Origin of the sequence: Paenibacillus sp. FSL R10-2778 (assembly GCF_038593035.1) — a bacterium.
GTDB lineage: Bacteria > Bacillota > Bacilli > Paenibacillales > Paenibacillaceae > Paenibacillus_AQ > Paenibacillus_AQ odorifer.
On the sequence record NZ_CP151956.1, the window covers coordinates 1,388,620 to 1,403,366 of the forward strand.

Here is a 14,747-nt window from a genome sequence, read left to right on the forward strand (position 1 = left end):
TAATTCTTTTCTATAAATGAAGAATAGTCAGTTCCTTAGGGAAGCTTGTTAAGGTCTCTGCACCTTCAGCTGTAATAATCAGATCATCTTCGATACGTACACCCGCTAGTCCAGGCACATAAATTCCTGGCTCAACGGTGAACACATTGCCGATTTCGATAATGTCGTCGTTCTGTCCGTGAAGTGATGGATATTCATGAACATCCATGCCCAGTCCGTGTCCGACACGGTGTAAGAAATATTCTCCGAATCCAGCTTCTTCAATCACATCACGTGCAGCTTTGTCGACTGAGCCGAAAGGTGCCCCAGGATTGGAGGCAGCGATCCCAGCTTCGTTGGCAGCCAGCACAGTGTTATAGATAGTGACTAGCTTGTCGTCCACGGATTCAATAGCAAAGGTACGTGTAATATCAGAAGCATAACCATCAGCATACACCCCGATATCAAACATCAGAAAGTCGCCGGGTTGAATGACCCGGTTGCCCGGAACACCGTGAGGCAGGGCAGTTTTCGGACCAGAAAGCACCATAGTGTCGAAGGAAGGGCCGGAAGCGCCAACCTTTTTCATTAGATATTCTAGCTCCGCTACTAGATCGTTTTCTGTAACGCCTGTTTTTACGTGGGTAAGAACGCGGCGCAAGGCTTCCTCAACTAGCTCAGCGGCATGTTTCATGCGCTTAACTTCATCCGGGGTCTTTTTGGAGCGCATGCTGCGCAGCAATGGACCAATATCACTAAACCTTTCAGCTGGAACAGCAGCGGTTAGGTGCTCAAAACGGGCTACTGAGAAATGTTCTTTTTCTATGCCGAGAGTACCTAGCTTACTGCTGCCGAAACAATCTTTTAGCAGGTTATAGGGATTATCAGTGTCAGTGTGAGTTAGGATTTTGGTGACCGAAGAAGCCGCTTGAGCCGCTTCTGCATCCAATGCAGGCAGAATGAGCATAGGCTCTTCTCCGCGTATCAGCAGCAGACCCAGAAAACGTTCATGCGGATCGCTGGCGAAGCCGGTTAAGTAGTAGACATGCTTGGGATCTGTTACGAGCAGGGCATCCAGACCTTCGCCCCCCATTTGCTGCTCTAGGCTTGTCAGAGCATTATTCATAGTTGGTGTTCCCCTTTCAACTTCACGATTAGAACTGCAATATTCCTATTATAGATCAAAAATAGACCAGACGCACCTGACGAACTATAACTATTGTTGGCTAATCATGACATGAAGCTTTTCTTAACCCTACTAGTTGGTGTAACATATCTTTAAATATATTTCTCCTAAGGTTAGGCTGAAGCTTATTCGGGTACGGTTGTTGAGAGAGGAGTGATTCTTGCAATGAGAGGAACAATCGCACTTGTTACCGGAGCGAATTCCGGTATGGGGCTGGCCACAACAGTTGAACTGGCTCGCAAGGGAGCTAAAGTTATTATGGTTTGCCGTAATCGCCAGCGGGGAGAAGAAGCACTTGCTGCCGCCAAACAAAAGAGCCACTCCGAGGATATCGAGCTCATGTTGTGTGATCTGGCTTCACTTGAGAGCATTCGCAGCTTTGCTGAGGAATTCACTATGAAATATCCGATGCTAGACATACTTATCAATAACGCCGGGGTAGTCACGATTAAGCGTCAGCTTACGAAGGACGGCTTTGAGATGGATCTTGGCGTAAATCATTTGGGGCATTTTCTACTTACCAATTTGTTACTTAAGTCGTTGCAGGCAGCAGAGCAAGGCCGTATCATTGTGGTTGCCTCCGGTGCTTACAAGATAGGTGCGCTCCATTATGAAGATCCAACCCTCGCTCGCCGTTTTAATCCTGCAAAAGCCTATGCCCGATCCAAGCTAGCCAATATTCTGTTCACGCGGGAGCTGGCTTCGCGTCTTCACGGAACAAGGGTGACGGTGAATTGCCTGCATCCAGGAGCAGTGGGGACGAATATAGGTGTAAACCGGGAGACTGGTTTTGGCAAGTCGGTACTTAAGTTACTCTCATACTTTTTCTTAACACCTGAACAAGGTGCCGATACAGCGATTTATTTAGCTACAGATCCCGATCTTGGAGAGGTAACCGGTCAATATTATTATCGAAGAAAGATTAAACAACTGTCTCCCAGAGCGCAGAATACAATAGAGGCCGAACGGCTGTGGCAATGGAGCCAGGAGCAGGTCGGCCTGAGTTAATTAACACATTTGGAGGAATTAAGGGATGAATTGGGAGAACAGCAGAATTGAAGATGCAACATCTGCAGACTTAGCAGCTATTGTAGATATTTATAACTCAACGATTGCTGGGAGGATGGTAACTGCAGATCTGGAACTCGTTACTGTTGCAGACCGGGAGAAATGGTTTCTTGAGCATAATAGCCATCACCGTCCCTTATGGGTACTGAAGCAAGGAGATGAAATTGCTGCATGGTTCAGTTTTCAATCCTTCTATGGTCGTCCAGCGTATAATGCAACAGCAGAAATCAGTGTATACGTGAATGAAAAGTTCCGTGGTGGTGGTGCGGGCAGAATTCTTCTGACAGAGGCCATTGAGAAAGCCCCTAGTCTCGGAATTAAGAATCTAGTCGGCTTTGTATTTGGACATAATGATCCAAGCCTTGGTCTGTTGAAAAAGTTTGGTTTTGAAGAGTGGGGAATGCTGCCTGGTGTGGCTGAACTTGACGGTATAGAGCGTGATTTAGTCATTGTAGGCCTTAAAATCTAATGCCTCAGATAAAACGCTTACATTTTGAGAGTTGAATTTAGATTATCGGTGTCACAATCGACCCATTCTTTGGACCAACTCTGTAAATCTCGGATGACTGATTCCAGAGCAAGACCTTTATCCGTCAAAGAATATTGGATCCGCACGGGGGTCTCTGGGAACACTTCTCGAAGAACGATCCCTTCCTGTTCCAGCTCTTTGAGCCGTTCGGAGAGCAGTCTTCCACTGATGGGTAATGCCGCTTCAATTACATTGAAACGTTGGGGTCCTTGAAGGAGCTGGTAGATAATTAAACCAGTCCAACGCCTGCCGATAATATCCATACTTTTTTGTAGCCGGGGACATAAATCATTGGACTTCATAGGGCTCACCTCTTAGTAAACATTATAAACGAAAAGACCAATAACTTAAACAAATTCTAATTTAATTCAGTACTAGAAAGGATGATGGACAGTGGCTAAAAAAAAGAAAATGCCTACCACACCAAGAGCCGCTACGAATGATGGCCCTGCTACGTTAAAAGATCTGCTAAGCAGTGATGTTCTAGGAAAGCTGAAGGCGCAATCTGATGCGTTGAAAGCGGAGGAAAATGACCGTAAAGAAGCTGCCCGTAAGGCAGTGGAGGATCAGCGCAAGGCTGAGCAGAAGCGGTTGGATAATGATTTTGCACATCTGCTGGAGAACAGTAATCAGGATTGGAAGAAATATAAATAAATCCTATAGCTTAGCGCTAAAAATATGGCAGAGATTAAAGAGGCACCCGTTAGGGTGTCTTTTTTTATGTAACTTAAGCAGATAAGCCTAAGTCTTAATTATTTTAAATTTAAGTATATGAAAGGGTTGACCCTCAAAGTGGGCTTAGGTATAATTTAAAACATTGCGAATGAAAATCATTATCATAAAATCGCATGTGTAAACTATTAAACAGATAAGGAACAACTCATGAAACTAAAATATTTGTCCCTACTTCTAATAGTATTTTCATTTATATCTTTGTTTATAGGCGTTAAAGATATATCCCCATTAGATCTCTTTCATCTTACGGAATCTCAAGCACAGACCTTGCTGGTAAGCCGGATTCCCCGGTTAGCCGCATTGATTATCGCTGGAGTCAGTATGAGTATTGCCGGATTAATTATGCAACAGCTGTCACGCAATAAATTTGTCTCCCCGACTACGGCAGGGACGATGGATTCCGCGAAATTTGGTATTCTCGTATCCCTCATGTTATTCACAGGCGCAACGCCAATGCAGAAATTGCTGGTTGCTTTTGTTTTTGCACTATTGGGCACCTTTATTTTTATGAGAATCCTGGATCGGATCAAGTTCAAGGATAGTATTTTTATCCCGCTGGTCGGACTCATGTTCGGCAACATTGTAGGCTCGATTACAACATTTTTTGCGTATAAAAATGATTTGATTCAGAATATCTCGTCTTGGATGCTTGGAGATTTCTCAACGATTATCAAAGGCCAATACGAATTAATTTATATCAGCATTCCACTTGTCATCCTGGCGTATCTCTTCGCTAATAAATTTACGGTAGCCGGTATGGGCGAGGATTTCTCCGTTAATCTTGGCATGAATTACAAAGCGGTTGTCAACGTGGGATTGGTAATTGTAGCGTTAATCTCTTCTGTTGTCATTTTAACCGTAGGTACGATTCCATTTCTGGGTCTGGTAGTACCTAACATTGTAACGTTGTACATAGGAGATAACCTCAAAAAAAGTCTGGCGCATACAGCCATTCTCGGTGCGGTGTTCCTCCTGTTCTGCGATATTCTGGGCAGGCTCATTATCTATCCATATGAAATATCAATCAGTCTCACGGTAGGCGTCATCGGTAGTGGTCTGTTTATCTACTTGCTGATGAGAAGAAAGGCGAACTAGAGATGAAGACAAAACTAACTATATTATCTATAAGTGCTGTCGCCCTCATCGTCTTGTTTATGACGTATCATGCTTTGGGAAATTGGGACTACGTTCTGCCCAGCCGGGGAAGAAAGCTGGCGGCCATTCTGATTACCGGAGCTGTGATAGCTGTCTCTACCGTAGTTTTTCAGAGCATCACGAACAATCGTATTTTGACACCAAGTATTCTCGGGCTCGATTCCCTGTACATGTTAATCCAGACATTCGGTGTATATGCCTTAGGTTCATCGAATATGACCTTTATGAATAAAAACATCAACTTCTTGTTCTCTGCATGTCTCATGGTCCTGTTTTCAGGCGTATTATATAAGCTAATGTTCCGTAGGGAAGGACAAAATATTTATTTCCTGCTGCTGGTAGGGCTGATCATGGGGACGATGTTCCAGAGCGCGTCTTCTTTTATGGAAGTGCTTATTGATCCGAACGAATTCCTGATTCTACAGGGTAAAATGTTTGCCAGCTTCAACAATGTCAGCAGTGACCTATTGATTCTCTCCACCATTGTTCTGACGCTAACTACGTTGTATTTCTTGCGATTTGTTAAGTATTTAGATGTTATTTCGCTTGGAAAAGATGAAGCCATTAATCTGGGGATCAATTATGACTATGTGGTCAAAAGGCTGCTAGTTATTGTATCTATCTACGTTTCGATCTCGACGGCTCTAGTGGGGCCAATCACTTTCTTAGGTTTGTTGGTAGCTAATGTGGGACACCAGCTGTTCCGTACCTATAAGCATGCCTATCTGATTCCTGGAACGATTCTGCTGAGCATTGTTGCGCTTGTCGGCGGGCAGTTCCTGGTCGAACGTGTTTTTGGATTCAATACTACGGTCAGTGTGATTATCAATTTTGCAGGCGGCGTCTACTTCGTCTATCTGCTGTTAAAGGAGAATAAGTCGTGGTAGAAGTTAAAAATTTAACCAAACGTTATGGCGGAGTAACCGTCGTTGATGATGTGTCTTTGTCCATTAAAAAGGGCGCAATCACCTCGTTTATCGGACCAAATGGTGCGGGTAAAAGTACACTGCTCTCCATGATCAGCAGACTTATCTCCAAAGACGCGGGAGAGGTGCTGATCGAAGGTAAGGAAATCGGTACCTGCAAAAGTAATGAGCTTGCTCGTAAAATATCGGTGTTAAAGCAGTCCAATCATATTAGCGTACGCCTCACTGTGAAGGAGCTCGTTTCTTTTGGGAGATTCCCGTATTCACAGGGGAAGCTGAGTCCTCAGGATCGGGCGTTCGTTGACGAAGCGATTGCTTACATGGATCTCCAAGAGATGCAGGATAAATATATTGATCAGCTCAGTGGAGGGCAACGCCAGCGGGCATATATTGCCATGGTTATGGCTCAGGATACAGAGTACATTCTGCTCGATGAACCGCTCAACAACCTTGATATGAAGCATTCCGTCCAAATTATGAAGGTGCTTCGCCGTTTGGTGGACGAGAAGGGGAAGACGATTGTGCTCGTTATCCATGATATTAACTTTGCTTCTTGTTACTCTGACTACATTGTTGCGCTTAAAAATGGAAGAGTAGCTTCCTCGGGTACAGCGGATGAAATTATAGATTCTGCAGTTCTTAAAGAGGTATATGACATGGACATTCCTATTGAAACTATAGGAGGCCGAAAAATCGGTGTCTATTTCTAAAAAGGTAACTATTACTATGCGGATATTATTATGACGTAACGTAAGAAGTGAAAGGCGCCAGCTTCTTAACGCATACGCGAATAATTCAAATAGCTTCACTATAAAAATTAGGGGTGAATACATTGAAGAAGAACTTATCTTTACTGATTATGACAGTATTTCTTGCGGTAATCTTGGCGGCTTGTGGCTCCAATAATGCAGCAACTTCAAATAACAACACAGCAGCGGCAGGCAATTCGGAAGCTACTACAGCACCAACAACGGAAGCTACTACAGCACCGACAGAGCTTACTTTCAAGCATGCGCTTGGCGAAACAACTATCAAAAGCAATCCGCAAAAAGTGGTTGTTTTTGACTTCGGTACACTGGATACGCTGGATAAACTGGGTGTAGAGGTGACTGGAGTGCCTCAAAGTAATGTACCGGCTTATCTCTCTAAATATAACGATGCTAAATATGAGAATGTTGGGGGTTTGAAAGAGCCTGACTTCGAAAAAATAAACAGTCTTTCTCCGGACCTGATCATCATTTCCGGCAGACAACAGGATTCTTATGAAGAATTCAGCAAAATTGCACCTACTCTGTATGTGGCTGTAGATAATGCAAACTACATGGAATCTTTTACGAATAACGTGAAAATGCTGGGTCAAATTTTTGGAAAAGAAGCAGAAGTAGAAACTGAGCTTGCGACTATCAATGATTCCATCAAAGCTTTGAATACGAAGGCAACAGCTGATGGCAAAAAAGCACTTGTTATTCTTGCGAATGAAGGGAAAATCAGTGCTTACGGTGCAGGTTCCCGTTTTGGGATTATCCATGATGTGTTCGGATTTGCACAGGCTGATGATAAAATTGAAGTATCCACTCACGGACAAAGCGTATCCTACGAATATGTAGCGGATAAGAATCCGGATTATCTGTTTGTAGTGGACAGAGATGCGGCTGTGAAGAGTGATGGCGGCGAAGCCGGCTCAGCTAAAAAAGCAGTTGAAAACGATCTAGTGAAGAACACAAATGCCTTTAAAAACGGTAAAATCATCTACTTGGATCCTAACTACTGGTATTTGTCCGGTGGCGGTTTAATATCCGTTAGCGAAATGCTCAAAGAAGTTGAAGTTGTTCTGTAAGCAGAGTAACTTGGTGAATTAAAAAGCCTGTTGGCAGGAGTAATACTCCTTGCCAGCAGGCTTTTTTTTCGCTTTTTTCCATGGAATTACTGGTATATTCATACTAGTTGCTAAATTTATCTGTAACTTTTTAGGCTGGGATACGTGGTTAGGTTAAGGGGGGAGTGCATGAAGCGAAAGTCATTGGATGAAATATATCAGATGTATGTGATGGATATTTACCGCTATTTGCGCTCCCTTTGTGGTGATCATTATGCGGCTGAAGATTTGATGCAAGAAACCTTTTATCGCGCTTATCTACATTTGGAGGATTGTAAAGAAGAGAAGATTAAGCCATGGTTGTTCCGTGTCGCTTATAACGCCTTCGTAGATTACAAGCGAAAGGAAGGCCGCAGTACAGTTCAGAGTGAGGATTATTTCAAAAAGCTTGCTCATCCAGATACCACAGAAAGCACACTGCTTCATCAGGAACGTTGGGAAGAGATGAGGATAGCAGTAGGTGAGCTACCGGACAATCAGAGAAATGCACTGCTGCTGCATGATTTTCATGGGCTGAGTTATCGGGAAGCATCGGACATTATGGATGTGGGCTTGTCCCAATATAAGATATTGATCTTTCGGGCCAGACAGAAGCTGCGTGAGGCAGAGCGGAGGAGAAATGAACATGAGTGAAGAGTTTAAGGAGAAGTTAAGAAGGTATGGCGAAGGCACTCTTGCTGATGAGGATAGGGATGAGGTTGAACGTGAGCTAGAGAAAATGGAAGCTTACCAGGCCTATCTGGATGAACTGATGGGCGAAGAAAAGCCGGCTTCAGATGAGGAGAAGAGCATAAAATTCGGAAAGGGTAAAAGAAACAGACCCGGCAAAGAAAAAAAGATCATCCGCCGTGGCAAGTGGAAAGCACGTATATCAAATACTTTGACGGTGATTTCTGCATTTTTGATTTTTTTGATCGTCAGCAGTATCATCACAGCGGTATTTTATGGCACTGGAGAAAGAGGAGAGACTTACCGTGATGTCGTTTCTTCCGCAATTGCTGTTTCACAGCCGAATACAATCGTCCATTTGAGTAGCGATTCCGGACCGTTTTTTAGTATGAATCTGCAGGGTGAAATAATAAAACAAATTGGTGACGCGCGGATTAATGTTGGAGATTATTCGATGAAGTTTCTATTAGGCTGGCCCAGAATATATAGTTATTCATGGACATATGAACGCAGTGGGACAGGTAATTACTTTATCTATCCCACTGAGAACCAGTCTGCAGAAAATAGGATGGATGACAGCAGTGAGTGGGAAAAACTAGAAAAGCTCCCTGAAGGTACGGTAGGAGAAGCCTATTTGTCTTTTGAACAATTTTTTACGACAGATGAGCTATTGAAGAAGTTTCAGCATAAAAATCTTGAGCTTTTATGGTTCGCAGCAGATACAGGTCCAAGGACACAAGAGCCAGTAATAAATGATCCCTTAGGATTTCCAAGTACGCCCATCTGGCATGCCGATGATATGAAGGTGACACAAGAGTCAAAGAAAAAGTGGGGTTGGTTTGGAGGGGTGACTAGCCGCACGAGTGTTTCTCCATCTGTTGACTCATATGGGGATGGTGAACTTCGTAATGCGAACTTCCTTAAGACACTGCACTTAATGCAGGAGCATAAATCGATCGCCAACAAGGTAATTCCGTTTATTGATCTGGATGACTCCATTAGTTATCTGGAGAAGAACGGAGTTAGGCTGTATGGAGCTGTCGTAACCGGTCCGGTTAAAGAACTGCTCAAGTTAAAGGAAGAAAAATGGGTCAGCAATATTCATGTTGAAGAAGTAAGATTATGGAATTGGCGGGATAGAGAGAACTGAATTGGGATGCTAAATACTGTAGAAGGTAGTAAGCGTAAATGATTTCTTCGTAATTCTTTAATGGCAGCCGGATATGCCCTGTGTTAGTGGGGTGTACCCGGCTTTTCTGTGTGGGAGAAGTCACAGAACTTGCTTCTCGTTTAAGCAAATCGTACAATTATTTGAATATGAGATGAGTATGATAGATTAGGAGCTGAGTTATATGAAAGTAGGCGTGGTATCAGATACACATATGACAAGAATGGCTAAGTCTCTGCCCAAAGCACTTGTTGCTGAATTCCGGAATGTAGACTTGATTCTACATCTTGGAGATTGGGTGAGTATGGGAATCTACGATTTGTTGGCTGAATTGGCTCCAGTGGAAGGGATTGCTGGGAATAACGATGGAATAGAGATCATCGAGCGTTTCGGGGAGCGTAAGCTGCTAACGCTTGAGGGAGTCCGGATCGGAATGGTCCATGGTCATACGCCACACTCCCGCAAAGGAACGGACGGGAATGCGCTGCTTGCTTTTGCGAACGATAAGGTGGATTGTATTTTATTCGGTCATTCGCATCAGCCTTTATTGCGGGAAGAGAATGGGATTCTGCTCTTTAATCCAGGATCGCCAACAGATAAACGACGTGAGAAACTGTATTCCTTCGGAATTTTGGATATCGAAGAGGGTAAAGTAAGTGCCCGCCATGTGTTCTACGATTCCAAAGAATAAGAATAATTGTCCAAATGATCTGGCGTTCGCTCCATGGTGCACGGTACGGCTGAAATATACAATAACGTTAAAACGGCCCAAGCCGGAAAGTGAGCGTTGAGGATGAACAACTATCGTATTGAACGTGTGATCTATGATGATTTGGAACGGCTTATCCCATTGTTTGATGAGTATCGGGTATTTTATGGGGTAGTCTCTGATCTGGATGGCGCACACGCTTTTTTATCAGATCGGTTGAAGCTGAACGAATCGGTAATCTTTATTGCGGTGGAGGGAGAAGGCGAGGAGAAACGAGCGTGGGGCTTCATTCAGCTCTATCCCTCTTTTTCATCGGTCTCTATGGAGCGTCTCTGGATATTGAATGATCTATATGTAACTACAGAACTGCGAGGACATGGGCTCGGCTCCAAGCTGCTGGAAAGTGCCATAGCTCATGCGCTCGCAACTAATACCAAGGGCTTGTCCCTGACAACAATGACGGCGAATGTGGGGGCACAGCGTTTATATGAAGCGCATGGCTACATTCGCGATGATGATTTTTATACCTATAACCTTTTTTTCTAAAGCTAGAGAGAAAGACGAGTAAGGGGCGTTAAAGTGGATACAAGTAATAAGCTGGCAATCTTTTTTGACCTTGATGATACCTTATATGATCATTTGGTTCCTTTTAAAGAAGCGGTGCGTCAAGTGCTTAGACCGGATGAGAGCAGTCTGGACTTTGCGGAATTATTTTATAAAGTAAGACATCATAGTGATGTATTATGGCCTATGTATTTACGTGGAGAAATTCCGCTGGAGGAGACTAGGGTACGCCGATTGGAGCTTGCTTTTGCAGAGTATGGTTTACAGCTCGATCGTGATCAAGCCACGGCGGTACAAGCGGCATATATTGGCCGTCAGTACACCATTCAAATGATAGATGGAGTCCGGGAGCAATTGGAAAGGTTCATTACTGCTGGTCATAAAGTAGGCATCATTACGAATGGACCCAAGGATCATCAAATGAAAAAGATTCGCGGATTAGGTCTGGATCAGATGATCCCCGAGGAGATGATTTTTATTTCTGACGCTGTAGGTCTGGCCAAACCAGATCCGCAACTCTTTTTGCATGTGAATCAGAAGTCTGGCACTTCACCAGACCATTCACTTTATATAGGTGATACCTGGGCTAACGATGTAGTAGGAGCGCTTGCGGCTGGCTGGAAGGTCTGCTGGTATAATCCGAGAGGCAGACAGCCGGCTACGGATCATAAGCCTAGTTATATTTTCACGAATTATAAGGAATTTAGCGAGTTGCCTTTGGTGCTGCAAAAATCTTGATCGGGAATTAATTAGGGAGGTTTTCCCTGATTATCAGGCTGCTGGGCGATGAATATCCCTCAGCCATGCCAAAAAACCTTTATCCACAACAAAAGAGCTTGCCTCCCAAAGCCAACAACGGCTTTATGGGGGCAAGCTCTATTTCATTTAATCAGCGAAGCTGTACGTAGGGTCAGTCAGATTCATTCTTTCTTTAATGCCTGGTGTGGCGTAGATTTTGTTGTTATCGGTAATAAAGAAAGCTTCTACATCTTCAGGTAACGACTCCAGATATTTCATGCCTTCTTCGATCCCCATCAAGAATACCCCAGTGGACAAAGCGTCCGCATCTGTTGCATTAGGGCTCATAATGGTCAAGCTTTTGAGACCGTTCTGAGAAGGGTAACCTGTGCGTGGATCAAGAATATGGTGGTAACGAACATTGTCTTGCATAAAATAACGTTCGTAAACACCAGAAGCATCGATGACCTCATCTGCGATTTTAATCGTTCCTAGCTGTGTGCCGCGGCTTTGGTCAGGGTCTTGCAGACCAATATTCCAATCCGTTCCGTTTGGTTTCGTACCTAACGCAATAATACTGCTGCCACCGAGGTTGATCATTGCACTGTTAAGGCCTTGCTCTTTTAAATAATCAGCGATACGGTCAGCAGCATACCCTTTGCCGATACCTCCAAGATCCAGTACCATATTTTCCTTCAATAGCTTCACGGTCTTAGCAGCTTCGTCAATTTCAACGTCCCTGTAATTGGTTAGGCTCTTGGCTGCATCGATAGCTGCTGGATCAGGGACTTTATCCCCGCCACTACCGATGTTCCAGAGGTCGATCAGCGGACCAATCGTGGGATCGAATAGCCCGTCCATTTCTTTTGCATATTGCACCGATTGTTTTACAACATCTAAGGTCTCGTCCGAAACGACAACCGCTTCTTTTCCTGCTGCTTGATTGACTGCGTAAACCTCGCCGCCTTCTTTTGTACGGCTAAGCTCCATATCCATTCGCTCCAGCATTTGCTGGATATCATCCATATTTTTTTGGGCTACATTTTCTCCGAACACTTTGATATTCACGACCGTGTCATAGATATAAAAGGTCTGTGAGAGTGACTTGGCTTCGCCTTTTCCTGAAGCTGTTGCGCCACCCGGTGTTTCCGTCGCTTTGTCATCCTTATTTTTAGTAATTAGCCAAGCGCCGACAGCTATGACGACGATGAGGATAACAACGAGGATCAACGTCGTTTTTTTGTTCTTGAACATATTCCACCATCCATAAAGTTAGTTTCTAAAACACATTATTACTATCATACCCTAGATCAGAAGTTGATGGAAATTAATTTCATGGCATATTTAGGTACAACTCCGTCTGCACGAAAAAAAAGCCCCGCAATCTGATTCGGAGCAACGCTGTGGATATAGAGGTAACTATTAAGCTAATCTAGCATGTATTCACGGTATTTGTTTTTACGAGGATTCATTACGAAAAGGATTCCCTTGGCATAACCGCTAACGGCTTTGAAATTTCGTTTGAGAGTTTCTTTGCCTGTCAGACAGGTTAACGTCCAGATCAATGCGGCATAATTCATAGGGGGTGCTTTACGTAAGTTGAGCAGATAATAATGATTGATGGCAGTAGCTCTTGCAACAACGCCCGCCTTATCCCGAGAACCCGGCGACTCATGATGAATGATTTTCATAGCCGGGTTAATGACAAGCTTGCCATAACGGCTAGCCAAATGGGACAAGTAAATATCTTCGGCAATGGAGTAACTTGTCATCCAGGGATAGGGTTTCATATCTTGTAATGCTGAGCGCCGGAATGACATATTACAGCCGTGAAAAAAATCTGTCTCAAAAACCTGCTCCTTCTCTCCCCACAGGAATAGGGAGCCTGCAAACATGCTTGGGGATAATCTGCCCGGGGATCCGGACATTTGTCCGGTCAGCATGCCAAACAGCCGGCCCGGTTTGCTGCTGCGCATGCCTTTTGCCACACCGCCTACACCGACAATTGAATCGTCCGCTGCATAAGTATCAAGTAATCGTCGAATATATAAGGAATCATCTAATTCTGCATCATCGTCTAAATGAAGCACAATTTCAGCATTTACTAGTCCAAGTGACTCATAACGGGAAAGCCAGAGTCCCGGATTAGTCTTACGATGATATCGAAACTCAGCCTGTGGCAATTTGTTCAGTATGTTACGATAATAGGTTAATCTTTCTTCAGGAATCTCACCGTCATCCACAATCCAGAGCTCGATGGAGACATTCTCTAGCTGTGTCTGCTTGCTAATAGACTCTATGCACACTGTAAGGTCGTTTATACGGTTACGGGTAGGTATCACTATAGATACATCATGCATATGGGGATCTCCCTTCGGAATTTCTGGTGTTAACTTTATTCTATCTGCCCTGAAGGGGAGCGTATATACCACTTTCGTTTACTTTTTGCTTTAACATTCACGTCTATAAATGTTATTTTAATAAAAGTTAAGTTTGTAATTTTGAGTTTTTAACTATATAATAGTAAGTGACGTATATTTAGTTATTACTCTTATATAGCAGCTACAAATTATCAATAATATTAGGAGGTTTTTTCGTGAGAATAGATATCTGGTCCGATTATGCATGTCCTTTTTGTTATATTGGCAAAAGACGGTTGGAGAATGCGCTAAGCCAATTCCCGAACCGTGATCAAGTGGAGGTAGTATTCCGTAGCTTTCAACTGGATCCACATGCAGAGGTAAGTACAGACAAGAGTATTCATGAGCTGCTGGCTACCAAATACGGGATGACCGTCGAAAAGGCAAAAGCAATGAACGCACAACTAGCGGAGCAAGCTAAAGATGTGGGCTTGGAATTTAATTTTGATACAGTGAAGCATACCAACACTTTTGACAGTCACCGACTGAGTCATTTTGCAAGCACAAAGGGAAAAGGTGCAGAAATGTCCGAACGTCTGCTGCGTGCCTACTTTACGGATTCATTAAATCTTGGAGATCGCAGTGTACTGGCTTCACTCGCTGCTGAAGTAGGTCTGGATCAAGCGGAAGCTGCGGCAATGCTGGAAACGGATGCTTTTGCGAATGAGGTTAATGGCGATATTGAAGAAGGAAGCCGTCTTAATATTACCGGTGTACCTTTCTTTGTATTCAACAATAAATATGCTTTATCTGGTGCACAACCAGGTCCTGTATTTACAGAGGTACTGGATACTGTGTGGGCGGAGGAACAAGCAGGGCCAACATTACAAGTGGTTGGTAAGGGGAATTCTGAAGTATCCACCGATGATGGCTGCGCAGATGGATCTTGCAATATTTAAAGTTTGGATTCGAGTAAAACAAAAGAGCTGAGGGAGCCTTCAGCTCTTTTTTGTTTCGATAAAACTGTTCTTTTGTTGCTTCCCACACTCAAAAACAAGCGCTCCCGATATCCGGAAGCGCTCGCT

17 protein-coding genes are annotated in these 14,747 nt (G+C 43.8%); 13 read left to right on the top strand and 4 right to left on the bottom strand.

Annotated features, from left to right (window positions below; all coding sequences use genetic code 11):
• Positions 1-10: 10 nt before the first annotated feature.
• The gene (locus NST40_RS06110; protein WP_342410519.1) at positions 11-1,105 is read right to left on the bottom strand and encodes a Xaa-Pro peptidase family protein; all 1,095 of its coding nucleotides are present in this window, start codon (positions 1,103-1,105) and stop codon (positions 11-13) included.
• 225 nt (positions 1,106-1,330) lie between these two features.
• Between NST40_RS06110 and NST40_RS06115 the strand changes: the two genes are divergently transcribed.
• On the top strand, positions 1,331-2,173 hold the full coding sequence (locus NST40_RS06115; RefSeq protein WP_076185723.1) for an SDR family oxidoreductase: 843 nt from the start codon (positions 1,331-1,333) through the stop codon (positions 2,171-2,173).
• Between the two features lie 25 nt (positions 2,174-2,198).
• A complete protein-coding gene (locus NST40_RS06120; protein ID WP_342410521.1) occupies positions 2,199-2,702 on the top strand; it encodes an N-acetyltransferase family protein in 504 nt (167 codons plus the stop codon).
• A gap of 17 nt (positions 2,703-2,719) precedes the next feature.
• On the opposite strand, the gene NST40_RS06125 is transcribed toward NST40_RS06120, so the two are convergent.
• A complete protein-coding gene (locus NST40_RS06125; protein WP_076128100.1) occupies positions 2,720-3,064 on the bottom strand; it encodes a helix-turn-helix domain-containing protein in 345 nt (114 codons plus the stop codon).
• 91 nt (positions 3,065-3,155) lie between these two features.
• On the opposite strand from NST40_RS06125, the gene NST40_RS06130 reads away from it, so the two are divergent.
• The 10 genes from NST40_RS06130 to NST40_RS06175 all read left to right on the top strand — a co-directional run bounded on the left by NST40_RS06130 (position 3,156) and on the right by NST40_RS06175 (position 11,302).
• Positions 3,156-3,416, top strand: a complete 261-nt coding sequence (locus tag NST40_RS06130) for a YqkE family protein (protein WP_036681837.1) — start codon at positions 3,156-3,158, stop codon at positions 3,414-3,416.
• A 228-nt stretch (positions 3,417-3,644) separates the two neighbouring features.
• A complete protein-coding gene (locus NST40_RS06135) occupies positions 3,645-4,592 on the top strand; it encodes an ABC transporter permease (protein WP_036681839.1) in 948 nt (315 codons plus the stop codon).
• A 2-nt stretch (positions 4,593-4,594) separates the two neighbouring features.
• Positions 4,595-5,539, top strand: a complete 945-nt coding sequence (locus NST40_RS06140) for an iron chelate uptake ABC transporter family permease subunit (protein WP_036681842.1) — start codon at positions 4,595-4,597, stop codon at positions 5,537-5,539.
• Positions 5,533-6,288 carry an ABC transporter ATP-binding protein gene (locus tag NST40_RS06145; protein ID WP_342410523.1) on the top strand — a complete coding sequence of 252 codons (756 nt, stop codon included), beginning with the start codon at positions 5,533-5,535 and terminating at the stop codon, positions 6,286-6,288. The genes NST40_RS06140 and NST40_RS06145 overlap by 7 nt, the downstream gene beginning before the upstream one ends.
• A 122-nt stretch (positions 6,289-6,410) precedes the next feature.
• Positions 6,411-7,415 carry a siderophore ABC transporter substrate-binding protein gene (locus tag NST40_RS06150; RefSeq protein ID WP_282579687.1) on the top strand — a complete coding sequence of 335 codons (1,005 nt, stop codon included), beginning with the start codon at positions 6,411-6,413 and terminating at the stop codon, positions 7,413-7,415.
• 168 nt (positions 7,416-7,583) lie between these two features.
• The gene (locus NST40_RS06155) at positions 7,584-8,087 is read left to right on the top strand and encodes a sigma-70 family RNA polymerase sigma factor (protein ID WP_036681849.1); all 504 of its coding nucleotides are present in this window, start codon (positions 7,584-7,586) and stop codon (positions 8,085-8,087) included.
• Complete coding sequence (locus NST40_RS06160) at positions 8,080-9,273, top strand: anti-sigma factor (RefSeq protein ID WP_076220004.1); 1,194 nt, start codon at positions 8,080-8,082, stop codon at positions 9,271-9,273. The genes NST40_RS06155 and NST40_RS06160 overlap by 8 nt, the downstream gene beginning before the upstream one ends.
• Positions 9,274-9,475: 202 nt before the next feature.
• Positions 9,476-9,982 carry a metallophosphoesterase gene (locus NST40_RS06165; protein ID WP_036681852.1) on the top strand — a complete coding sequence of 169 codons (507 nt, stop codon included), beginning with the start codon at positions 9,476-9,478 and terminating at the stop codon, positions 9,980-9,982.
• A gap of 102 nt (positions 9,983-10,084) precedes the next feature.
• A complete protein-coding gene (locus NST40_RS06170) occupies positions 10,085-10,546 on the top strand; it encodes a GNAT family N-acetyltransferase (protein ID WP_342410524.1) in 462 nt (153 codons plus the stop codon).
• Between the two features lie 33 nt (positions 10,547-10,579).
• Positions 10,580-11,302, top strand: coding sequence for an HAD family hydrolase (locus NST40_RS06175; RefSeq protein WP_076219374.1), 723 nt, complete (start codon positions 10,580-10,582; stop codon positions 11,300-11,302).
• 147 nt (positions 11,303-11,449) lie between these two features.
• Here the strand turns inward: NST40_RS06175 and NST40_RS06180 are convergent, their stop codons facing one another.
• Positions 11,450-12,556, bottom strand: a complete 1,107-nt coding sequence (locus NST40_RS06180) for an FAD:protein FMN transferase (protein WP_076219375.1) — start codon at positions 12,554-12,556, stop codon at positions 11,450-11,452.
• Positions 12,557-12,729: 173 nt separating this feature from the next.
• Positions 12,730-13,662, bottom strand: a complete 933-nt coding sequence (locus NST40_RS06185) for a glycosyltransferase family 2 protein (RefSeq protein WP_036681860.1) — start codon at positions 13,660-13,662, stop codon at positions 12,730-12,732.
• Positions 13,663-13,898: 236 nt separating this feature from the next.
• Here NST40_RS06185 and NST40_RS06190 point away from each other — a divergent pair, with 236 nt between their 5' ends.
• Positions 13,899-14,621: a DsbA family oxidoreductase gene (locus NST40_RS06190; protein ID WP_076142179.1), complete on the top strand. Its 723-nt coding sequence runs from the start codon at positions 13,899-13,901 to the stop codon at positions 14,619-14,621.
• The last annotated feature ends 126 nt before the right edge of the window (positions 14,622-14,747 follow it).